19 protein-coding genes and 4 tRNA genes are annotated in these 23598 nt (G+C 56.3%); 2 read left to right on the top strand and 21 right to left on the bottom strand.

Features of this window, described 5'->3' with window-relative positions:
• Positions 1-97 precede the first annotated feature (97 nt).
• The 19 genes from rpsJ to A3220_RS05810 all read right to left on the bottom strand — a co-directional run bounded on the left by rpsJ (position 98) and on the right by A3220_RS05810 (position 19994).
• Positions 98-409 (bottom strand): 30S ribosomal protein S10, encoded by a 312-nt coding sequence (gene rpsJ, locus A3220_RS05720; protein WP_009098983.1) that lies wholly within the window; start codon positions 407-409, stop codon positions 98-100.
• Positions 410-569: 160 nt separating this feature from the next.
• Positions 570-1763, bottom strand: a complete 1194-nt coding sequence (gene tuf / locus A3220_RS05725) for an elongation factor Tu (RefSeq protein ID WP_044628837.1) — start codon at positions 1761-1763, stop codon at positions 570-572.
• Between the two features lie 29 nt (positions 1764-1792).
• On the bottom strand, positions 1793-3916 hold the full coding sequence (gene fusA / locus A3220_RS05730; protein WP_062362755.1) for an elongation factor G: 2124 nt from the start codon (positions 3914-3916) through the stop codon (positions 1793-1795).
• A gap of 167 nt (positions 3917-4083) precedes the next feature.
• Complete coding sequence (gene rpsG / locus A3220_RS05735) at positions 4084-4554, bottom strand: 30S ribosomal protein S7 (RefSeq protein WP_016915771.1); 471 nt, start codon at positions 4552-4554, stop codon at positions 4084-4086.
• Positions 4555-4695: 141 nt separating this feature from the next.
• The gene (rpsL, locus tag A3220_RS05740; protein WP_009098973.1) at positions 4696-5070 is read right to left on the bottom strand and encodes a 30S ribosomal protein S12; all 375 of its coding nucleotides are present in this window, start codon (positions 5068-5070) and stop codon (positions 4696-4698) included.
• A gap of 197 nt (positions 5071-5267) precedes the next feature.
• Entirely contained in the window at positions 5268-9482 is a 4215-nt protein-coding gene (rpoC, locus tag A3220_RS05745; protein ID WP_062373722.1) for a DNA-directed RNA polymerase subunit beta', read from the bottom strand.
• 10 nt (positions 9483-9492) lie between these two features.
• Positions 9493-13569 (bottom strand): DNA-directed RNA polymerase subunit beta, encoded by a 4077-nt coding sequence (gene rpoB, locus A3220_RS05750; protein WP_062373725.1) that lies wholly within the window; start codon positions 13567-13569, stop codon positions 9493-9495.
• A 361-nt stretch (positions 13570-13930) separates the two neighbouring features.
• On the bottom strand, positions 13931-14302 hold the full coding sequence (gene rplL, locus A3220_RS05755; protein WP_054640897.1) for a 50S ribosomal protein L7/L12: 372 nt from the start codon (positions 14300-14302) through the stop codon (positions 13931-13933).
• A 112-nt stretch (positions 14303-14414) separates the two neighbouring features.
• Positions 14415-14921, bottom strand: coding sequence for a 50S ribosomal protein L10 (rplJ, locus tag A3220_RS05760; protein ID WP_062373728.1), 507 nt, complete (start codon positions 14919-14921; stop codon positions 14415-14417).
• Between the two features lie 300 nt (positions 14922-15221).
• A complete protein-coding gene (gene rplA, locus A3220_RS05765; RefSeq protein ID WP_062373730.1) occupies positions 15222-15914 on the bottom strand; it encodes a 50S ribosomal protein L1 in 693 nt (230 codons plus the stop codon).
• Between the two features lie 2 nt (positions 15915-15916).
• Positions 15917-16348 (bottom strand): 50S ribosomal protein L11, encoded by a 432-nt coding sequence (rplK, locus tag A3220_RS05770; RefSeq protein ID WP_044628845.1) that lies wholly within the window; start codon positions 16346-16348, stop codon positions 15917-15919.
• A 122-nt stretch (positions 16349-16470) separates the two neighbouring features.
• Entirely contained in the window at positions 16471-17004 is a 534-nt protein-coding gene (gene nusG / locus A3220_RS05775; RefSeq protein ID WP_054640893.1) for a transcription termination/antitermination protein NusG, read from the bottom strand.
• A gap of 8 nt (positions 17005-17012) precedes the next feature.
• The gene (secE, locus tag A3220_RS05780) at positions 17013-17396 is read right to left on the bottom strand and encodes a preprotein translocase subunit SecE (protein ID WP_044628847.1); all 384 of its coding nucleotides are present in this window, start codon (positions 17394-17396) and stop codon (positions 17013-17015) included.
• Between the two features lie 72 nt (positions 17397-17468).
• Positions 17469-17544: transfer RNA gene (locus tag A3220_RS05785), tRNA-Trp, on the bottom strand.
• Positions 17545-17694: 150 nt separating this feature from the next.
• Positions 17695-17769: transfer RNA gene (locus tag A3220_RS05790), tRNA-Thr, on the bottom strand.
• Positions 17770-17784: 15 nt separating this feature from the next.
• Positions 17785-17858 (bottom strand) — tRNA-Gly (locus A3220_RS05795).
• Between the two features lie 106 nt (positions 17859-17964).
• Positions 17965-18048, bottom strand: a tRNA-Tyr gene (locus A3220_RS05800).
• A gap of 126 nt (positions 18049-18174) precedes the next feature.
• On the bottom strand, positions 18175-19014 hold the full coding sequence (locus A3220_RS05805; protein WP_054644986.1) for a type III pantothenate kinase: 840 nt from the start codon (positions 19012-19014) through the stop codon (positions 18175-18177).
• Complete coding sequence (locus tag A3220_RS05810) at positions 19011-19994, bottom strand: biotin--[acetyl-CoA-carboxylase] ligase (RefSeq protein ID WP_044628849.1); 984 nt, start codon at positions 19992-19994, stop codon at positions 19011-19013. Before A3220_RS05810 ends, A3220_RS05805 begins: the two co-directional genes overlap by 4 nt.
• Before the next feature lie 163 nt (positions 19995-20157).
• Between A3220_RS05810 and typA the strand changes: the two genes are divergently transcribed.
• On the top strand, positions 20158-21984 hold the full coding sequence (typA, locus tag A3220_RS05815) for a translational GTPase TypA (RefSeq protein WP_062362766.1): 1827 nt from the start codon (positions 20158-20160) through the stop codon (positions 21982-21984).
• A gap of 16 nt (positions 21985-22000) precedes the next feature.
• On the opposite strand, the gene A3220_RS05820 is transcribed toward typA, so the two are convergent.
• Together A3220_RS05820 and A3220_RS05825 are read right to left on the bottom strand one after the other, a co-directional pair.
• Positions 22001-22261, bottom strand: a complete 261-nt coding sequence (locus A3220_RS05820) for a hypothetical protein (protein WP_062373733.1) — start codon at positions 22259-22261, stop codon at positions 22001-22003.
• A gap of 147 nt (positions 22262-22408) precedes the next feature.
• Positions 22409-22657 (bottom strand): hypothetical protein, encoded by a 249-nt coding sequence (locus A3220_RS05825; RefSeq protein WP_044630330.1) that lies wholly within the window; start codon positions 22655-22657, stop codon positions 22409-22411.
• Between the two features lie 66 nt (positions 22658-22723).
• On the opposite strand from A3220_RS05825, the gene A3220_RS05830 reads away from it, so the two are divergent.
• Positions 22724-23527 (top strand): TlpA disulfide reductase family protein, encoded by an 804-nt coding sequence (locus A3220_RS05830; protein WP_062373735.1) that lies wholly within the window; start codon positions 22724-22726, stop codon positions 23525-23527.
• Positions 23528-23598 lie beyond the last annotated feature (71 nt).

Genomic DNA, 23598 nt, shown 5'->3' on the forward strand with positions numbered 1-23598 from the left:
GAGCATTCCACTAGCACATTGTGTGGCGCCTCACGGCGCGGCGGCTGCTGCTCACATATTAAAACGGTGAGCGCTGGGCCGCGAAGTGTCTAGTGTATTAGTCGAGCTTGATTTGCACGTCTACGCCAGCGGCGAGATCGAGCTTCATCAGCGCATCAACAGTTTTCTCGGTCGGCTCAACGATGTCGAGCACACGCTTATGAGTACGAATCTCATACTGATCACGCGCATCTTTGTTGACGTGCGGTGAAATCAGAATGGTATAGCGCTCGCGGTTGGTCGGCAGCGGAATCGGCCCACGAACCTGAGCACCAGTACGCTTAGCGGTTTCAACGATTTCCGCTGTGGACTGATCAATCAGGCGATGGTCGAACGCTTTCAACCGAATGCGAATCTTTTGGTTCTGCATTTGCCCTAAACTCCAATGGATGTCGACGGCGCGAGCCGTCTACCCACGCATTCAAAGGATGCGCATTATAGGCACGCCAAAAGCCCATGTCAAACATTTGCTATTGGTGCGCAGAAAAAGGGGCTCGCAAGAGCCCCTCTTGATCAACCATCAAGCAAGCTTACTTGACGATTTTTGCAACAACGCCAGCACCAACGGTACGACCACCTTCGCGGATTGCGAAGCGCAGACCTTCGTCCATAGCGATTGGAGCAATCAGGGTAACAACCATCTTAACGTTGTCGCCCGGCATTACCATTTCAACGCCTTCCGGCAGTTCACAAGTACCTGTTACGTCAGTGGTACGGAAGTAGAACTGGGGACGGTAGCCTTTGAAGAAAGGCGTGTGACGACCACCTTCTTCTTTGGACAGTACGTAGACTTCTGCTTCGAAGACAGTGTGCGGGTTGATGGTGCCCGGCTTCGCCAGTACCTGACCACGCTCAACGTCATCACGCTTAGTACCACGCAGCAGCGCACCAACGTTCTCACCTGCACGACCTTCGTCGAGCAGCTTACGGAACATTTCTACGCCAGTAACGGTGGTTTTGGTGGTGTCGCGGATACCCACGATTTCCACTTCTTCACCAGCTTTAACGATACCGCGCTCTACACGACCGGTAACAACGGTACCACGGCCAGAGATAGAGAATACGTCTTCGATCGGCATCAGGAACGGCTGGTCGATCGCACGCTCCGGCTCAGGGATGTAGTCATCCAGAGCTTTGATTAGGTTAGCTACCGCAGTAGTACCCATGCCGTTCTCGTCTTCACCGTTCAGCGCCATCAGCGCAGAACCAGTGATGATCGGCGTGTCGTCACCCGGGAAGTCGTACTCGGACAGAAGTTCACGAACTTCCATTTCGACCAGCTCGAGCAGCTCTTCGTCATCGACCATGTCCGCTTTGTTCAGGAACACAACGATGTACGGAACGCCAACCTGACGAGACAGCAGGATGTGCTCACGCGTCTGCGGCATGGGGCCGTCAGCGGCAGAACATACCAGGATAGCGCCGTCCATCTGGGCAGCACCGGTGATCATGTTCTTGACGTAGTCAGCGTGTCCCGGGCAGTCAACGTGTGCGTAGTGACGCACTTCAGACTGGTATTCAACGTGAGATGTCGCGATGGTGATACCACGCTCACGCTCTTCCGGAGCGTTATCGATGGTATCGAATTCACGCCAGTCGCCGCCGAAAACCTCAGCAGACACGCGGGTCAGGGCCGCTGTCAGAGTCGTTTTACCGTGGTCGACGTGACCGATGGTGCCGACGTTGACGTGCGGTTTGGAACGTTCAAATTTTTCCTTAGCCACTGCTATAACCTCTTTACGTTAGCTAACGGTTAACCGTTTTGGTTGATGACGGCTTCAACGACGCTGGAGGGCGCCTCCTCGTACTTCGCGAACTCCATAGAGTAGCTCGCACGGCCCTGGGTCTGTGAGCGCAGATCGGTTGCGTAACCGAACATCTCACCCAGTGGCACCGTTGCACGAATGACTTTACCAGAGGAAGAGTCATCCATGCCCTGCACCAGGCCGCGACGACGGTTCAGGTCGCCCATGACGTCACCCATAAACTCTTCGGGGGTCACGACTTCGACCTTCATCACCGGCTCCAGCAGCACGGCCTTGGCCTTCCTGGCACCTTCTTTCACTGCCATAGAAGAAGCAATCTTGAACGCAGTCTCGTTAGAGTCCACGTCATGGTAGGAACCATCAAACAGCGTGACTTTGACGTCGATCATCGGGTAACCCGCGATGACACCATTTTGCAGCTGCTCGAAAGCACCTTTCTCAACCGCAGGTACGTATTCCTTCGGAACCACACCACCTACGATCTCAGAGTTGAACTTGAAGAAGATCTCTTCTTCGCCTTCACCCTTCTCTTCTGCAGTCAGCGGCTCGATACGCAGCCACACGTGACCGTACTGACCACGACCACCGGACTGACGTACGAATTTACCTTCCTGCTCGACGCTGCCACGAATCGTTTCACGGTAAGCAACCTGCGGCTTGCCGATGTTCGCTTCCACCTTGAACTCGCGACGCATACGGTCAACGATGATGTCCAGGTGCAGCTCGCCCATACCCGAGATGATGGTCTGACCGGTCTCTTCGTCGGTCTTCACCTGGAAGGAAGGATCTTCCTGGGCCAGTTTACCCAGCGCAACACCCATTTTTTCCTGGTCAGCTTTCGACTTAGGCTCTACGGCAACAGAGATAACCGGATCCGGGAACTCCATGCGCTCAAGCACGATCTTGTGATCGATATCACACAGGGTATCACCTGTAGTGACGTCCTTCAGACCGATACAAGCAGCGATGTCGCCTGCGAGTACTTCTTTGATCTCTTCGCGAGAGTTGGCGTGCATCTGAACGATACGACCAACACGCTCTTTCTTCTGCTTAACGGAGTTATAAACACCATCACCAGATTTCAGAACGCCTGAGTAGACGCGAATGAAGGTCAGCGTACCAACGAATGGGTCGGTGGCGATCTTGAACGCTAGTGCAGCGAACGGAGCGCTATCGTCTGCTTCACGAGTCGCGATGGTGCCGTCTTTGTCGTCCAGCTCACCTTCGATTGCTTTAACTTCTGTCGGTGAGGGCAGATACTCAACAACCGCATCCAGGACTGCTTGAACACCCTTATTCTTAAAGGCAGAACCACAGGTCACTAGAACGATTTCGCTAGCCAGTGTGCGCGCACGAAGGCCTGCTTTGATTTCTTCAATGGTCAGCTCCTCACCTTCGAGGTACTTATCCATCAATTCATCAGAGCCTTCAGCTGCGGCTTCGACCATTTGCTCGCGATATTTTTCGGCAGTCTCTTGTAGCTCAGCAGGAATATCGACAAGCTCATACGAAGTGCCTAAGTCTGCCTCATTCCAGAGGATAGCCTTCATCTCAATCAGGTCGATAACGCCTTTAAAGTCTTCCTCTGTACCCCAGTTAATCTGGATTGGCACAGCGTTAGCACCTAAGCGCTCCTTCAACTGGTCAACAACCATGAAGAAGTCTGCACCGGTACGGTCCATCTTATTGACGAAGACCATACGCGGAACTTCATATTTATTAGCCTGGCGCCATACGGTTTCGGTCTGCGGCTGAACGCCGGAAGAACCGCACAGTACAACCACAGCACCATCAAGAACACGCAAAGAACGCTCAACTTCGACAGTGAAGTCAACGTGCCCAGGGGTGTCGATGATATTAATGCGGTGCTCATCAAACTGGTGATTCATACCTTTCCAGAAGGTAGTAACAGCAGCCGAGGTGATAGTAATACCACGCTCCTGCTCTTGCTCCATCCAGTCAGTAGTCGAAGCACCTTCATGGGTTTCGCCCAGCTTGTGGTTTACGCCAGTGTAAAACAAAACACGTTCTGTCGTGGTTGTCTTACCTGCATCAACGTGGGCAACAATACCCAAGTTGCGATAGCGATTAAGCGGTGTTTTGCGTGCCACGGTGAAGCTCCCGTTAGTTGGCAATGCCCGTTAATTCAGCAGTGTTCATTTTGCTTATCCCACCGCCGCCACCCTCAAAGGTAGCGGCAGTGTGTTGCAGCATGGCGAAAAAACTCTTTAGCGCAGCACAACCAACAAAATCAAACACAAACTCAGAAACGCCGAGTTTAGAAACGATAGTGAGAGAAGGCCTTGTTGGCTTCTGCCATACGGTGCACATCTTCACGCTTCTTAACAGCCGAGCCTTTGCCTTCAGCGGCATCCAGCATTTCACCTGCCAGACGCTGTACCATCGTTTTTTCACCGCGACGACGCGCAGCGTCTACCAGCCAGCGCATAGCCAGCGCTTGGCGACGTGACGGACGAACTTCAACCGGCACCTGATAAGTAGCACCACCCACGCGGCGCGACTTCACTTCGACCATCGGCTGGATGGTTTCCAGCGCTTTGTCGAAGATTTCCAGCGGCTCTTCTTTACTACGCTCGGCAACCTTGTCCAACGCACCGTATACGATGCGCTCAGCTACGGACTTCTTGCCGCTGACCATCAGGTGGTTCATGAACTTCGCCAGACGCTCACTTCCGAACTTAGGATCCGGCAGGATTTCGCGTTTAGCTACAACTCTTCTTCTAGGCATGATAAGCCCTCAATTAAGGATCCTTCAGGTAAACCCGGAACTCATTGCGCCAATAGCGCCGCCCGACCTTACTCTTATCAGACCGTCATATTCGTATTAAGGTAACAACGCCAGCGTCTTAAGACGCTGCAACAAGACGCCTTAGGACTTCGGACGCTTGGTACCGTACTTAGAACGACCCTGCTTACGGTTCTGTACGCCAGAGGTGTCAAGGGCGCCACGAACGGTGTGATAACGCACACCTGGCAAATCCTTTACACGACCGCCGCGAATCAGAACAACAGAGTGCTCTTGGAGGTTGTGACCTTCACCACCGATGTAAGAAGAGACTTCGAAACCGTTGGTAAGGCGCACACGGCAAACCTTACGCAGGGCCGAGTTCGGCTTCTTGGGGGTGGTGGTGTAAACGCGCGTACAAACGCCGCGCTTTTGCGGGCATGCCTGAAGCGCAGGCACGTCACTCTTGGTGACGGGGCGCTTGCGCGGCTTGCGCACTAGCTGATTAATCGTTGCCATGGTGTTTAGCTGACTCCAATGGTTGCCTTGGCCTATTAACAAATACAAGCAGCGGATGCGGGCGCACCCACCCCACTGTTAAAGGCTGCGCATTCTAAAGGCTGCCCCTGCCTGGCGTCAAGCCCTGGCGGTGGTTTACCGCCAGGTTCCTGCCATTCAGGGTCAGCCGCTCTTGGCTGCTCGTGGCCTGTCCTGGGTTACAGATCGTCGTCTGAATCCAGGGCGGTCAACTGAGCACCCAGCTCCTGCTCAACCTCGGTAGCCGAGGGGTTGAACAGACGCTCTACGTCTTCGCGCTTGCGACGACGCTCTGCGTGGTGAGTCAGACCGGTACCTGCCGGAATCAGACGTCCAACCACCACGTTTTCTTTCAGGCCGCGCAGGTAGTCGCGCTTGCCGGTTACCGCTGCTTCGGTCAGTACGCGGGTCGTTTCCTGGAACGACGCGGCGGAGATGAACGACTCAGTGGCCAAGCTGGCCTTGGTGATACCCAGCAGCAAGCGCTGATACTTGGCCGGGAACTTGCCTTCTTTCTCCAGGCGCTCGTTCTGCTCCAGTACGCGCACCAGTTCCGCCTGGTCGCCGGTAATGAAGTCAGAGTCGCCGGAATCGGTGATCTCCACCTTGCGCAGCATCTGACGCACGATGACTTCGATGTGCTTGTCGTTGATGCCTACGCCCTGTAGACGATAAACGTCCTGTACTTCGGCGGTGATGTACTTGGCCAGCTCCGCGACACCCAGCAGACGCAGGATATCGTGCGGGTTGCTTGGGCCATCGGAGATCACCTCACCCTTCTCGACCGTCTCGCCTTCGAACACGGCGATTTGACGCCATTTCGGGATCAGCGCCTCGAACGGATCGCCAGACTCAGGCGTAATCGTCAAACGACGCTTACCTTTGGTCTCTTTACCGAAGCTCACCACACCGCTGATTTCCGCCAAAATGGCAGGCTCTTTGGGTTTACGCGCTTCGAACAAGTCAGCCACGCGGGGCAGACCACCGGTGATGTCCTTGTTACCCGACGCCTCGACCGGTATACGCGCAACGACCTCACCTACACCGATGGTCGCACCGTCGTCCACCGAGATGATGGAGTTACCCGGCAGCAGGTACTGAACCGGCGTATTGGAACCGGACACGGATACGTACTCACCAGCGGCATCTTTCAGCATCACCATCGGGCGCTTGTCACGACCCGCCATTGGGCGTGCGGCCGACTCGATCACTTCGATGGACGACAGACCGGTCATTTCATCGACGCTGCGGTGCATGGTGACACCCTCGTCGAGATCGATGAACTGCGCCTTACCTTCTACTTCCGCGATGATCGGATGGGTGTGCGGGTCCCACTTAGCCACGACCGCACCGGCATCAACCACGTCGCCGTCGCGTACGGAGAGTTCAGCACCGTAGGGCAGCTTGTAGTACTCACGCTCACGACCATGATCGTCGGCCACCGCCAGGGCGCTCGAACGAGACACCACGACCAGCTTGCCGTCAGCGCGCTCAACGTGCTTGATGTTGTGCAGGCGCACTTTACCGCCGTGCTTCACCTGAACGCTGTCGACCGCAGAGGAACGCGATGCCGCACCACCGATGTGGAAGGTACGCATGGTCAGCTGAGTACCCGGCTCACCGATCGACTGTGCGGCGATGACACCTACAGACTCACCGATGTTGACCTGGTGGCCACGGGCAAGGTCACGTCCGTAACAGGCGGAACACACGCCGTGAGCCGTATCACAGGTGATGGTGGAGCGTACGACGATTTCGTCCACGCCCATGGTGTCCAGCGAGGCACACCACTTCTCGTCGAGCAGCGTATTACGCGGAATCAGTACTTCTTCGGTACTCGGATCGACAACATCAATGGCCACAACACGACCCAGTACGCGCTGAGACAGCGGTACGATGATGTCGCCACCCTCGATGATCGGGTGCAGCGTCAGGCCGTTTTCGGTGCCACAGTCGGTCTCGGTAATCACCAAGTCCTGAGCAACGTCTACCAGACGACGAGTCAGGTAACCGGAGTTGGCCGTTTTCAGGGCCGTATCCGCCAGACCTTTACGTGCGCCGTGGGTCGAGATGAAGTACTGAAGTACGTTCAGACCTTCACGGAAGTTCGCCACGATCGGCGTTTCAATGATCGAGCCATCCGGCTTGGCCATCAGGCCACGCATACCCGCCAGCTGGCGAATCTGTGCCGCAGAACCACGGGCACCGGAGTCGGCCATGATGAAGACACTGTTGAAGGAGTCCTGCTCGACTTCATTGCCGTCACGATCAACAACCGTCTCTTTCGAGATGCCGACCATCATCGCCTTGGCGACTTTATCATTCGCCTTGGACCAGATATCGATGACCTTGTTGTACTTCTCGCCTGCGGTTACCAGGCCAGAGGAGAACTGGTCTTCGATCTCTTTGACTTCTGCTTCAGCGGCATCAACGATCTCGGTCTTGGCATCGGGGATAACGAAGTCGTTAACACCGATCGAGGCACCGGACCAGGTCGCCAGACGGAAGCCGGTGTACATCAGCTGGTCAGCGAAGATAACCGTGGGCTTGAGGCCCGCACGACGATACACCTCGTTGATCAGGCTGGAGATCGCCTTCTTCTTCATCGGCTGATCGATCAGCGCGAACGGTACGCCTTCCGGCAGAATGCGGAACAACAGCGCACGACCGACGGTGGTGTCGTAAAGACGGCGGTGCTCGGAGCGCTCGCCAGTCTCTTCGTCGACGTCCACTTCGTCCAGACGCACCTTGACGCGGGCATGCAGCGACACGGACTGTGTGCCGAAGGCGCGCTCTACCTCATTGAGGTCGGAGAACACCATGCCTTCACCCTTGGCGTTGATCTTTTCACGGGTCATGTAGTACAGACCCAGAACAACGTCCTGCGACGGTACGATGATCGGCTCGCCGTTGGCCGGCGACAGCACGTTGTTGGTCGCCATCATCAGCGCACGGGCTTCGAGCTGTGCTTCCAGGGTCAGCGGTACGTGGACCGCCATCTGGTCACCGTCAAAGTCGGCGTTGTAAGCCGCACACACCAGCGGGTGCAGCTGGATCGCCTTACCTTCGATCAGCAGTGGCTCAAACGCCTGGATGCCCAAACGGTGCAGCGTCGGCGCGCGGTTAAGCAGTACCGGGTGTTCGCGGATAACGTCGGCCAGGATGTCCCACACTTCCGGCAGCTCGCGCTCAACCATCTTTTTCGCGGCTTTAATCGTGGATGCATGGCCCAGCGACTGCAGCTTGGAGTAGATGAACGGCTTGAACAGCTCAAGCGCCATTTTCTTCGGCAGACCACACTGGTGCAGACGCAGGGTCGGGCCCACGGTAATGACCGAACGGCCTGAGTAGTCTACGCGCTTACCCAGCAGGTTCTGACGGAAACGACCCTGCTTACCTTTGATCATATCGGCAAGGGATTTCAGCGGGCGTTTGTTGGAACCGGTGATGGCTCGGCCACGGCGGCCGTTATCCAGCAGCGCGTCGACCGCTTCCTGGAGCATCCGCTTCTCGTTACGCACGATAATATCCGGTGCGTTAAGATCCAGCAGTCGCTTCAGACGGTTGTTGCGGTTGATCACACGACGGTAAAGGTCGTTAAGATCGGAGGTCGCAAAGCGGCCGCCGTCCAGCGGTACCAACGGACGCAGATCCGGCGGCAGCACGGGCAGCACTTCCATGACCATCCACGCCGGCGCATTGCCGGAGTGGTAGAACGCTTCCAGCAGCTTCAAGCGCTTCGACAGTTTCTTGATCTTGGTTTCAGAGTTGGTCTGCGGAATCTCTTCACGCAGCGTATTGATCTCTTCTTCCAGATCGATGTCTTTGAGCAGCTCCTGAACGGCTTCGGCACCCATACGGGCGTCGAAATCATCGCCGAACTCTTCTAGCGCTTCGAAGTACTGCTCGTCGTTCAACAGCTGACCACGCTCCAGCGTGGTCATGCCGGGGTCGATGACCACGAAGCTTTCGAAGTACAGCACGCGCTCGATATCACGCAGGGTCATATCGAGGAACATGCCGATACGCGACGGCAGGGATTTCAAAAACCAAATGTGAGCCACCGGCGATGCCAGCTCGATGTGACCCATGCGTTCACGGCGCACGGCCGCCTTGGTCACTTCGACACCACACTTCTCACAGATAATGCCGCGGTGCTTCATGCGCTTATATTTGCCGCACAAGCACTCGTAGTCTTTAACCGGGCCGAAAATCTTGGCACAGAACAGACCATCCCGTTCCGGTTTAAAGGTACGGTAGTTGATGGTCTCGGGCTTCTTCACCTCGCCGAAGGACCAGGAGCGAATCATGTCCGGCGACGCCAGGGTAATCTTGATCGCGTCAAACTCATCGGACTGAGATTGCGATTTGAGTACTTTCACCAAATCTTTCATGGGACGGCTCCTAGCTCTCTAACTCGATATCGATGCCCAGCGAGCGGATTTCCTTCACGAGTACGTTGAAGGATTCCGGCATGCCTGCCTGCATGGTGTGGTCGCCATCCACGATGTTCTTGTACATCTTGGTGCGGCCTTCGACGTCGTCCGACTTGACGGTGAGCATCTCTTGTAGCGTGTACGCGGCGCCATAGGCTTCCAGCGCCCACACTTCCATCTCACCAAAGCGCTGACCACCGAACTGCGCCTTACCACCCAGCGGCTGCTGCGTAACAAGCGAGTAAGAACCGGTAGAACGCGCGTGCATCTTATCGTCTACCAGGTGGTTGAGCTTCAGCATGTACATGTAGCCAACGGTCACCGGACGGTCAAACGCATCGCCGGTACGGCCATCGTACAGCGTCATTTGGCCCGACTCCGGAATGTCCGCCAGCTTCAGCAGGTGCTTGATTTCGTGCTCTTTGGCACCGTCGAACACCGGCGTGGCCATCGGCACACCGCCCTTTAGGTTCTTCGCCAGCGCGATGACTTCGTCATCGGTCAGCGAGTCGATATCCTCGACGCGGGTGCCAGGCGTGTTATACACCTGAGCCAGGAAGTCGCGAATTTCAGCAACCTGCTGACCGCGGGCGTCGCGCAGCATGGCGTCAATTTTGACCCCGAGACCACGTGCCGCCATACCCAGGTGAGTTTCCAGGATCTGACCAACGTTCATACGCGACGGTACGCCCAGCGGGTTCAGCACCACGTCCACCGGCTCGCCCTTCTCGTCGAACGGCATGTCTTCGATGGGCATGATCGCGGAGATAACACCTTTGTTACCGTGACGACCGGCCATCTTGTCACCGGGCTGAATGCGACGCTTGACCGCCATATAGACTTTGACGATTTTCAGCACGCCCGGTGCGAGGTCGTCGCCCTGGGTCAGCTTGCGCTTCTTATCTTCGAAACGCTCGTCCATCTCTTTACGGCGGTTCTCAAGCTGTTCGTCGGCCTGGGCCAGTAGCTCGTTGTAGGCTTCATCCTGCATGCGCAGTTTGAACCACTGCTGACGCGGCAGTTCGTCCAGGTACGCCTCGCTCAGCACGTCGCCTTTCTTCAGGTTCGGGCCGCCATTAACCGCTTGGCCATCCAGCGTACGCTTCAGACGCTCAAAGGTTGCGTCTTCGGCAATACGGTAGGTTTCCTGAAGATCCTTGCGCACTTCGTCCAGCTGCATCTGCTCGATGGAGAGCGCACGGGAGTCTTTCTCAACGCCGTCACGAGTAAACACCTGAACGTCGATAACCGTACCTTTCATGCCGGTCGGGGCACGCAGGGAAGTATCTTTAACGTCAGACGCTTTCTCACCGAAGATGGCACGCAGCAGCTTCTCTTCTGGCGTCAGCTGGGTTTCACCTTTCGGTGTTACCTTACCGACCAGAATGTCACCGGGGCCAACTTCAGCGCCGATGTACACAACGCCCGCCTCGTCCAGTTTACCCAGTGCGGATTCACCGACATTGGGAATATCAGAGGTAATCTCTTCCGGCCCTAACTTGGTGTCGCGAGACACGCAGGTCAGTTCCTGGATGTGGATGGTGGTGAAACGGTCTTCTTGAACCACACGCTCAGAGAGCAGGATGGAGTCCTCGAAGTTGTAGCCGTTCCAGGGCATGAACGCGATGCGCATGTTCTGGCCAAGCGCCAGGTCGCCCATGTCGACAGACGGGCCATCGGCCAGAATATCGCCACGGGCAACGCTGTCACCAGGACGCACGATGGGGCGCTGGTTCATACAGGTATTCTGGTTGGAACGGGTGTACTTGGTCAGGTTGTAGATATCCACCCCGGCTTCGCCGCCGATGATTTCATCTTCATTGACCCGTACCACCACACGACGTGCGTCCACCGAGTCGATTACGCCGCCACGACGCGCCACGGCACAGACGCCGGAGTCACGGGCAACGAAACGCTCCATGCCGGTACCGACCAGCGGCTTGTCGGCACGCAGGGTCGGAACGGCCTGACGCTGCATGTTCGCCCCCATCAAGGCGCGGTTGGCATCATCGTGCTCCAGGAACGGGATCAGGGCCGCTGCGACAGATACAACCTGACGCGGAGACACGTCCATCAGCGTCACCTGCTCAGGACGCATAAAGGTGGTCTCACCGCGGTGGCGTACCTGTACCAGGTCATCAATCAGCTTGCCGGACTCGTCAACCGCCGCAGACGCCTGGGCGATAACAAAGTCACCTTCCTCAATCGCTGACAGGTGGACGATATCGTCAGTGACCTGACCGGCATTCACTTTGCGGTACGGTGTTTCCAAGAAGCCGTAGCTATTGGTATGACTGTACGTTGCCAGCGAGTTGATCAGACCGATGTTCGGGCCTTCCGGCGTTTCGATCGGGCACAGGCGGCCATAGTGCGTGGCGTGTACGTCGCGCACTTCGAAGCCTGCACGCTCACGGGTTAGACCACCCGGGCCGAGTGCCGACACACGACGCTTGTGGGTCACCTCGGAGAGCGGGTTGTTCTGGTCCATAAACTGAGACAGCTGGCTGGAGCCGAAGAACTCTTTCACCGCTGCCGCAACTGGCTTGGCGTTGATCAGGTCTTGCGGCATCAGGCCTTCGCTTTCCGCCATGGAAAGACGCTCTTTCACCGCACGCTCGACACGCACCAGACCGACGCGGAACTGGTTCTCGGCCATTTCGCCCACGCAGCGAATACGACGGTTACCCAGGTGATCGATATCGTCCACGTCGCCGAAGCCGTTACGGATATTGATCAGCTCACGCAGGACATCGAGGATGTCCTTGCGATCCAGCACGCCGGAGCCGGTGTCGCTTTCACGACGCAGGCGACGATTGAACTTCATCCGACCAACGCCCGACAGGTCGTAGCGGTCTTCGGTGAAGAACAGGTTATGGAACAGCGTCTCGGCAGCCTCTTTGGTGGGCGGCTCGCCGGGGCGCATCATGCGGTAAATCTCGACCAGCGCTTCCAACTGAGAGCCGGTGGTATCCAGCTTCAGAGTGTCGGAAATGAACGAACCGCAGTCGAGGTCGTTGGTGTAGAGGGTTTCGATATGCGTGATACCGCCCTGCGCCATACGCTCGAGGACTTCCGGAGTGATTTCCGTGTTACACGGGCAGATCAGCTCACCGGTTTTGGTATCGATTTGGTCTTTGGCCAGCGTTTTGCCGAACAGATACTCCATCGGCACTTCCAGACGCTCAAGGCCGGCTTTTTCAAGCTGACGAATGTGCTTCTGAGTGATCCGGCGACCCTCTTCGACGATGACGCTGCCTTCGCCATCTTTGATGTCGAACGTGGCCGTTTCACCGCGCAGGCGTGATGGCACCAGCTCCACAAAGAAGCCGGTCTTCTCGATGTGGAATTTGCTGGTTTCGAAGAACTCAGCCAGGATCTCTTCGGTGCTCATACCCAGCGCACGCATCAGTACCGAGGCCGGCAGTTTGCGGCGGCGGTCGATACGCACGAAGACGTTGTCTTTCGGGTCGAACTCGAAGTCGAGCCAAGAGCCACGGTAAGGAATCACGCGAGCAGAGTAGAGCAACTTGCCTGAGGAGTGGCTCTTGCCTTTGTCGTGATCGAAGAACACACCGGGCGAACGGTGGAGCTGAGAAACGATAACCCGCTCAGTACCGTTGATGACGAAGGTACCGTTCTCGGTCATCAGGGGGATCTCCCCCATGTAGACTTCCTGCTCTTTGATGTCTTTGATGGCCTTGTTCGAAGAGTCGCGATCGTAGATGATCAAGCGAACCTTGACACGCAGCGGAGCGGAATAGGTCACGCCACGCAGCTGACACTCTTTGACATCGAACGCTGGCGTACCGAAACGGTAGCTCACGTACTCCAGGGCCGCATTGCCGGAGAAGCTCTCGATCGGGAACACGGACTTGAACGCCGCGTGCAGGCCAACCTCGTGGCGCTCGTCGGGCGAACGATCCTGCTGGAGAAAGTCGTAGTAGGAATCAAGCTGGATGGCCAGCAAGTAAGGCACATCCATCACTTGGGGCAGTTTGCCGAAATCCTTGCGGATGCGTTTTTTCTCAGTATATGAGTAAGCCATCTGTATTCCCCAGCTTGTTCACCATGGGTGACCGATGCGTGGTCATCTGCCCCGCGGGCGTTTCAGACGCAGACAGCAAGCTCCTAAATCGGTAGCTCGCCGTCAAAAATCTTGATAGATAACAGTGTTACAGTAGTGCTGTTCGCGCTTTGCTGTCGCTTGCCAACATCACTCGCGCTTCACAACTGACGCGTTACAACAACGTACGCTTCACAACAACGGTCTTACTGTTTTGCTGCTTTTTACCGCAGCGCTTCTGCTGTTGCCTTGCAGCATATTACAACAGAAAAAGGCCGGCAGCGGGATAGCCCGCCGCCAGCCGTGGAAGCTTACGCAGCGCGTAAAGCCATCAGCACAAGGATTACTTGAGCTCGACGGTTGCGCCCGCTTCTTCCAGCTTCTTCTTAGCTGCTTCAGCGTCGTCTTTAGACATCGCTTCTTTGATGGTCGCCGGCGCGCCGTCAACGGCACCTTTGGCTTCTTTCAGGCCAAGACCGGTGATTTCACGAACAGCTTTGATGACGTTAACTTTCTTGTCACCAGCAGAAGCCAGTACCAGATCAAATTCAGTCTGCTCTTCAGCAGCTGCTTCGCCGCCGCCAGCCGGGCCAGCCATAACGGCTGCCGCTGCAGAAACGCCGAATTTCTCTTCCATTGCTTCGATCAGCTCAACAACTTCCATGACGGACATGTCGGCTACAGCATTGATGATATCGTCTTTGGACAGTGCCATTGTTTCATTCCTAACTTTGCGGGAGTCTCGGTCAGCCGAGGACTCGGGGTTCATTGCTCGGTTCAGGCAGCGTACCGATCACATCGTTCACGCCGCCTGCAAGAAACACTGCTTAGGCAGCTTCTGCTTCTTGCTTCTGGTCGCGCAGGGCGGCCAGAGTACGAACCAGCTTGCCAGCGGAGGCTTCTTTCATTACCGACATCAACTTGGCAATTGCCTCGTCGTAAGTCGGCAGGGTTGCCAGACGATCGATGTCAGCAGCCGGAATCAGCTCACCTTCGTAGGCCAACGCCTTAACTTCGAAGTTCTTCTCGTCTTTAGCGAACTCTTTGAACAGACGAGCAGCAGCGCCCGGGTGTTCAGTAGAGAAAGCCAACAGAGTAGGACCAACAAAGCTCTCGTTCAGACACTCCCACTGAGTGCCTTCGAGTGCGCGGCGAGCCAGCGTGTTACGAACAACACGAAGCTCTACACCGTTCTCACGCGCCTGCTTACGCAGATCGGTCATTTTACCAACCGTGACGCCGCGAGAATCGGCAACTACGACGGAGAGTGCGCCCTTGGCCGCTTCACTGACCTCGGCAACAATCGCTTTCTTGCCTTCAAGTGCTAGTGGCACAGTGATCACTCCTTCGTGCCGGAACCCATCAAGGCTCCGGTGGTTACCATCTCTTCCAAGGCATACTGCTGGCCTTGGAAGCCTTAGGGGATGGTGCTCACCAGAAAGCGGCTTGCGAAAAGCGTTAACCAACTGGCGGCCACACCATCTGCGCAGGCGCTCTAGGGCGATTAAGCCGCCCAATCTTCAAAAGACAAGGCGGCACCTGCGGTCTTTGACGGCGCCTCGCTTGGCATAACACCAAACGAGGGACCGCAAAGTTCTTGCTCGGTTCTTACTAAAAACCTGACGACAACCCGCTTATACCAGTGCGGAATGATCGATGGTCAGACCCGGGCCCATGGTAGTGGACAGGGTGATTTTCTTAAAGTAGATACCTTTAGAGGAGCTCGGCTTGAGCTTCTTCAGGTCAGCTACCAGCGCTTCCAGGTTGCCCTGAACGGAAGCTGCGTCAAAATCCACTTTACCCAGGGTAGTGTGGATGATGCCGTTTTTGTCGGTACGGAAACGCACCTGACCCGCTTTGGCATTTTTGACCGCCGTCGCCACGTCAGGCGTCACGGTGCCAACTTTCGGGTTCGGCATCAGGCCACGCGGACCAAGAATCTGACCCAGCTGACCGACAACGCGCATTGCATCCGGAGAAGCAATGACCACGTCGAAGTCCATCTGGCCTTTTTTGACTTGCTCAGCCAGATCGTCCATGCCCACGATGTCAGCACCGGCTTCTTTAGCCGCATCAGCATTGGCACCTTGGGTGAAGACGGCTACGCGTACGTCTTTGCCAGTACCGTTAGGCATAACGGTAGCGCCACGTACGACCTGATCGGATTTACGCGGATCAACACCCAGGTTGATCGCCACATCCAGAGACTCTTTGAATTTGACCGTGGACAGCTCGGAAAGCAGCGACACGGCCTCTTCCAGAGAGTACGCTTTATTCGGGTCTACTTTCTCGCGAATGACTTTCGCGCGCTTAGACAGTTTAGCCATGATCAGAGACCCTCCACGTTTAAGCCCATGCTACGAGCGCTACCAGCGATGGTACGCACCGCGGCGTCGAGATCAGCAGCCGTTATATCCGGCTCTTTGGTTTTGGCGATCTCTTCGAGCTGCTCGCGAGTCACGGTACCGACTTTCTTCTTGTTCGGCTCACCAGAACCAGACTTGATGCCGGCTGCTTTCTTGAGCAGAACGGCAGCCGGCGGTGTTTTGGTGACGAACGTGAAGCTACGGTCAGAGTAGACAGTGATCACGACAGGCGTCGGCAGGCCCGGCTCAATTTCTTGAGTGGCAGCGTTGAACGCCTTACAGAATTCCATAATATTCACGCCGTGCTGACCCAGCGCGGGGCCTACGGGCGGACTCGGGTTGGCTTTACCTGCAGCAACCTGCAGTTTGATATAAGCCTGTACTTTCTTGGCCATGGTAAATACTCCAGTTGGGTGATAGCGCCTGACGGCTCCCCGGTACGCGTAAAGCAGCGCTGGGCTGCTTTACATGAATCCAGAGTGGCACGCACTGCGCACCACCCTGCAATATTATGAACTTACTCTTTTTCTACCTGAGAGAATTCAAGCTCAACAGGCGTCGCACGCCCAAAGATCAGTACGCTGACCTGCAGGCGGCTCTTGTCGTAGTTCACTTCTTCAACGACACCGTTGAAATCAGCAAACGGACCATCAATAACACGGACAGACTGGCCCGGCTCAAACATAGTTTTGGGCCGCGGCTTGTCGGTACCATCTTTCACACGACGCAGAATTGCTTCGGCTTCGCGGGTAGTAATCGCAGCGGGCTTCTCTTTGGTGCCGCCAATGAACCCCATGACACGCGGCGTTTCATTCACCAGGTGCCAAGTTTCATCATCCATTTCCATCTCGACTAACACGTAGCCCGGATAGAACTTACGCTCACTCTTACGACGCTTGCCGTCACGCATCTCAACCACTTCTTCCGTCGGCACCAGGATCTCGCCAAAGCGATCTTCCATGCCGTACATCTTCACACGCTCGATAAGCGAGCGCATGACATGCTTTTCGAAGCCGGAATAAGCGTGGACGACGTACCAACGTTTGGACATGAAAACTCCTAACCAATGACGCCGGACATCGCCCAGCCAAGAAGAGTATCGATCAACCACAGCATCAGACCCACCACCAGCACAGCTACCAGCACAATGGCGGTTGTCTGAATGGTTTCAGGACGGGTCGGCCATACAACGCGCTGAATCTCTTTCTTGGCGCTTATGGCAAGCTCAACTAAATCGCGACCTTTTGTGGTTGTTAAGGCGATCAAACCAGCAAGCGCACACAACACCACCACACCCAAGACGCGGTAGAGCAGACCAATATCGGCGAAATAGGTATTACCAACGACTGCAACGACAAGCAGCGCCACAACCGCCGCCCACTTGAGCCCGTCATGGCGCGTCCGTTGCACCTCTGCGCCATGTTTTACGGAACTAGGCTTCATAAAAACGAGACTCCTAAGGGTGCAGCGAGCGACAAAGGAATTCTAGAAAAGACATACCAACCTGGGGAAGGCTGGCAGGCCAGGAGGGAATCGAACCCCCAACCTGCGGTTTTGGAGACCGCTGCTCTGCCAATTGAGCTACTGGCCTGTATCGTCATGCACGCAAGCAAACGCCTACGCAACAGCGGGCGCCATAATAGCGGAGAAACCTCCACCTGACAACCCTTACTTTCACCCCTCCCAAACCACCGAAGGGCAGAGACAAAAAAAGCGAGCTTCGCTCGCTTTTTCCGCAATATGGAGCTCATGGACGGAATTGAACCGTCGACCTCACCCTTACCAAGGGTGTGCTCTACCCCTGAGCTACATGAGCCAAAACACATCAAACTGGAGCGGGCGGCGGGAATCGAACCCGCACCATCAGCTTGGAAGGCTGAGGTTCTACCATTGAACTACGCCCGCCGAACTTGCCTATAGAATGACAATCCGCTGCACGAGTAACAGTAGCTAATGCCCGCTTACCGGCGTTTCATTCCCAGACGCTGACTAGCTCAACGCCTGCTCAATCTGGTGGAGAGGGAAGGATTCGAACCTTCGAAGCTTTCGCGGCAGATTTACAGTCTGCTCCCTTTGGCCACTCGGGAACCTCTCCAGCTGTGGCGGCACATTATGCCAGCCTCCAAAACGGTGTCAAGCCTGCAAACTCTTTATTTATCAAAGCCTGCTGGATCAACGCCTTCTCAAGCGCAGCTTCCGCTCTGGAACGCGCTGCATTCTGTCAAAGCAGCATCGAGAATGCAAGGCCTGCGCGAATTTTTTCTAATGATACCGGCTCTGGAACCCGAGGAGCACCTGACATCTTGCCCGCCCGTTCGGCAAAGGTGAGCGGAAAACTGGCCTCAAGCCCGCCATATACCATATCGGGCCATACCGCATGGGGCACCTGCACACCGCGGGAAACGACTCTGGCATCACCACCGGTGAGCAGCACTGGTAGCGCCACCCCCTGCTGGTCACACACTTCGCTATAGATACGGTTAATCGCACTGACGGCCGCCATATAGATACCGTGATTCACCGCATCCACCGTGCGCCGCCCTGGCTCTAGCAATGCATCGGCTTCGCTTTCCGGGTCGATGGCGACGTTGCGCGTTCCTAGCTTCAGGCTCTCTTTCATGAGCCGCAGGCCGGGAATAATGAAACCACCCAGGTGCACACCGCCAGGTAGTACGAAGTCAATGGTAATGGCGCTACCGCAATCCACCGCGCAGCAACCACCCGCCAGCTGGTAGCCCGCCAGCGCCCCCATCCAGCGGTCAACGCCCAACCGGCCCGGCTCTTCATAACCATTGACCACGCCGAGCGCTTCTGGCGTTGAGCGCGCCACATAAACGTGACGCACCTGACGGCGTAGCAACGTCACAGTCTCATCCAGCACAGCGGCCCTGGCTACACTGGATATCCGCACGGCTTCGACGACATCCAGGTCGGGAATATCCGCCCCCGGGCGCCACTCTTCCCGTGTCCACACGGCACCTCGCGAGCGGATCTCACTGCTCTCGGCATCTTTAAGCCGCCATTTCGACAGCGTGTTGCCGATATCCAAATCCAAAATCATAGGCGCCTACGTACGCTGATCTCACCGCCCGATAGGCGTCGCGAGTGACCGTTTTCAGTAACCCACAGGTTACCACTCTCATCCACATCTCCCGCCACAGCATCGCTTGAGCGCTCACCTTGAATCACTCGGATGGGTAGGCCTGCATAAGCATGGCGCTGATTCCACGCATCGAGCCAAGGCGCAAAGCCACTGTTTTCAAAGCCCGCCAGCATACCCAACAGCCCCGACACCATATCGGCAGCCAACTGGTTGCGGGAAATACCTGCCTTGGCATCAAACAGCGCCGCCACCGGCTGGTCAATGGTGGCCCGCAGGCTATCCGGTAGCGACAGGTTCATGCCCATGCCAATCACTACTTCACAAGGGCCTGCCGCATCACCGGTCACTTCAATCAAAATACCGGCTAACTTACCAAGCTCGCTGCCCTGCTCGGCTAGTAGCACATCGTTCGGCCACTTTAGTTTGGGCGATACGCCATACTGCTCAAGCACCTGAGAGACCACCACACCCACCGCCAGGCTTAACCCCTCCAGAGCATTGATACCTGATTCGAAGCGCCAGCCCATTGACACCATGAGGCTCTGCCCCCAGGGCGTCGACCACACCCGGCCACGGCGGCCACGCCCAGCCGTTTGCAGCTCGACGAAGCAGACCTCGCCATGCCCTGCCCCTTGAGAGAAGCGCTCGCGCAGGTATTCGTTGCTTGAAGGAAGCTGATCTTCCACGAACAGTCGCGCCAGCAGGTGGCGGGCATCGGCGGGCAGTCGCTCGACGATTTTGGCGCCATCCAGCGGCTCTAACGGGTGAGCCAACCGGTAGCCACGCCCTTTCACAGCGACCAGCTCTACGCCCAGCGCCTCTAATTTTTTTAGCTGTTTCCACACGGCGGCTCGGGAAACGCCCAGCGCTTCGCCTAATTGTTCACCGGAATGAACCTCGCCATCGCTTAACAAACGCATCAGGTTACCGATGGTCATGTGCTTGCCCCAACTGGGAAAACGCCTATCTTAACGGAAGCGCCACAACAGCGAAAACTGCCGCGTTTAGGTTATTGACTTGCTGCTTTATTTAAGACAGCGCTGGTAGTGGACCACTCCCAGACCCTATAATGCCGCCCTATTTTTCCAGCAGGATCGCGTCGTGATCGAGAATCTTCGCAACATTGCCATCATCGCCCACGTTGACCACGGTAAAACTACCTTGGTAGACAAACTGTTAAGCCAGTCCGGCACGCTCGACCGTAAGGCCGAAGGCCAAGAGCGTATCATGGACTCTAATGACCAGGAGAAGGAGCGTGGTATTACCATCCTGGCCAAAAACACCGCTATTCAGTGGCAGGATGGTAATGGTACGGGCTACCACATCAACATCGTGGACACCCCTGGGCACGCCGACTTCGGTGGCGAAGTTGAGCGTGTTATGTCCATGGTGGACTCGGTTCTGCTGCTGGTTGACGCCGTAGACGGCCCGATGCCACAAACCCGCTTCGTTACCCAGAAAGCCTTCTCCCAGGGCCTGAAGCCGATCGTGGTGGTTAACAAAATCGACCGCCCCGGTGCACGCCCTGATTGGGTTATCGACCAGATTTTTGATCTGTTCGACAACCTGGGTGCCACTGACGAACAGCTCGATTTCCCGATTATCTACTGCTCGGCGCTGAACGGTATTGCTGGTATGGATCCGGAAGCGCTGGCCGACAACATGGATCCGATGTTCCAAGCGATTGTGGACATCGTTGAGCCACCGAAAGTTGAAGTTGATGGCCCCTTCCAGATGCAGATTTCTGCCCTGGACTACAACAGCTACGTCGGCGTTATCGGTCTTGGCCGCATTAAGCGCGGTTCTGTGAAGCCTAACCAGCAGATTTCAGTCATCAGTGTTGATGGTACGACTCGGAAAGGCAAAATCGGTCAGGTCATGACCCACATGGGCCTTGAGCGAGTTCAAACCACCGAAGCCACCGCTGGCGATATCGTATGCATCACAGGCATCGAAGACCTGGCCATCTCGGACACTCTGTGTGACCCGAGCGCCGTTGAAGCGCTGCCGCCGCTGTCTGTTGATGAGCCGACCGTTTCTATGACCTTCCAGGTCAACGACTCGCCGTTCGCGGGTAAAGATGGCAAGTTCGTCACCAGCCGTAACATCAAAGATCGTCTGGAGCAGGAACTGATTCACAACGTCGCCCTGCGCGTCGAGCAAGGCGAAACACCCGAGAAATTCAAAGTCTCTGGCCGTGGCGAACTGCACCTGTCGGTGTTGATCGAAACCATGCGTCGTGAAGGCTTCGAGCTGGCCGTTGGCCGTCCGGAAGTTATCATCAAAGAGATCGACGGTGTTAAGCAAGAGCCCTACGAAGAAGTCATCATCGACTGTGAAGAACAGCACCAGGGCTCCATCATGGAGGAGCTTGGCTACCGTAAAGGTGAGATGACCAACATGAACCCGGATGGTAAAGGCCGAGTTCGTTTGGACTTCATTATTCCGGCGCGTGGCTTGATCGGTTTCCGTGGCCAGTTCCTGACGCTAACTTCCGGCACCGGCATCCTGACCAGCCGTTTTGACCACTACGGCCCGCTGAAGCCCGATGCGTCTATCGAGCGTCGTAACGGCGTGCTGGTGTCTATGGTAGGCGGTAAAGCGCTGGCTTACGCACTGTACGCCCTTCAGGAGCGCGGCAAGCTCATCATCGACCACGCGACCGAAGTGTACGAGGGCATGCTGATCGGTATTAACAACCGTGCCAACGACATGGTGGTGAACCCGACCAAGGGTAAAAAGCTCGATAACATGCGCTCTACCGGTAACGATGAGAACATCGTTCTAACGCCGCCGATCAAGTTTACCCTTGAGCAAGCCATCGAGTTCCTGGACTCCGATGAGCTGGTAGAAGTCACGCCCAGCCACATCCGCCTGCGCAAGAAGCACCTGACCGAAAACGAGCGTAAGCGCGCTAGCAAAAAGTAAGCTAACCCCGCCTCATTCACGAGGGCGCTGATTGAGCGGTCTGAAGGTACTGGCTGTTGGCATTGCTTATCAGGATTCGCATCTTCAGCGCGAGTGGCTGTTGAGTAATGCCAAAACGCTGGAATTTTCCCGCTTTCTTATAGCTCTTTGGAATCAATTGCGGCCGTCCAAGCAGCCGCGACAGCGTGGCTTGAGACGGCCGGTCCTGGACCAGGGGCGTCATGCCGCGTGCATCGCCGTTGCATGAGGGCGTCCAGATGGATAGGCTTTCACCCATAGCGGATGGCTCTCTTGGTTCAGGTTCTTGGCGGAACACACTGAATTTTCAAGAGAATACCATTCGCTATCTTCGTTATCAGGTCGGCCTCATGAATAAGCCGGGCTTAATCTGGAACCGTCACGCCAAAAACACAAGCAACGGTTTCTAACACTCGTGGTTTTCTGACGCCGACGCGTCTAGTCGCTCTGCCAAGCGCTTCTGGCGGCGCTTGTTGCGGTACATACGCACCAGCGCAATGACCAGTGCACACGCCACCATAGCGGCCAGCACACCGCCCTGCCAGGGGCGTGCTGCGTCGCCGAGGACGGTTTCGAGGGTAATGATGAGCGCCAGGCCAAGTGCCTGGGTACCTATGGCCAGGGCGCGCAGGGTGTCAAAAGAGGATTGCGGCATCGACATCTCCGTCATGTGAAGCGTGCATGGTATGGTTGCCCAGTGTACCTGCTTATCGGAACGACTATGAATGCCATTGCTCTCGGTCCACTGCTGATTTCCACGCCCCGCCTCTATGCCTTTGGCTGTGCACTGCTGCTGCTTGTCAGTAGTCGCTACCTGCTGGGGCTGCCCGCTAAGCAGCATGGCCGTTGGTTTAATGGCTTGCTGGTGGTGTGGCTACTGGGGGCACGCGTGGCGTTTGTGGCCCTTAACTGGGAGAGTTATAGCGCTACCCCGCTCGACGCCCTAAAAGTGTGGCAGCCGGGCTATCACGCGCTGGGTGGACTACTTGCCGGTTTACTGTGGACCGGCTGGACACTGCGTGCACGTCTGCTGGCGATGATCGGCGGACTCGCCATGACGGTAGGGGCCGTTAGCCTCTGGTTGGTGCTGGTCACGCTGGCCCCGCTAGGCCAGCAATTTGCCGTGGCATCACTGCCCGACGTCACCCTGGAAGACCTCGATGGAAACGCGGTTAGTCTCTCCTCGCTGACGAACCAAGATGAGCTCATTATCGTGAATTTATGGGCCACCTGGTGTCCCCCCTGCCTGCGTGAAATGCCGCTGCTGGAAGAGGCCGACCAGCGCGAGGGCGTTACTGTCGTGGTGGCCAATCAGGGCGAGGACTTACTACCTATCGCACGCTACCTAGACGAGCAGTCGCTGAGCTTTCGCTACCCGTTGCGCGACCCACAGCAAACCCTAATGGCCCAGTTTCAAGCCCCAGGCCTCCCCACTACTGTGCTATTTGACCAGACAGGCAAGACGCTGGACGTTCATGTGGGAGAGCTCACTCGAGCGCAGTTAGAGCGCTGGTTAAGCGATTGACCACGATAGACCTTAATACCCCCGCTGCTTTGCGTTAGAATCCCCCGCCCTGTTTGCCACTGGTGACCTGC

The sequence above is a fragment of the Halomonas sp. KX33721 genome (genome assembly GCF_001596805.1).
Lineage (GTDB): Bacteria > Pseudomonadota > Gammaproteobacteria > Pseudomonadales > Halomonadaceae > Vreelandella > Vreelandella aquamarina.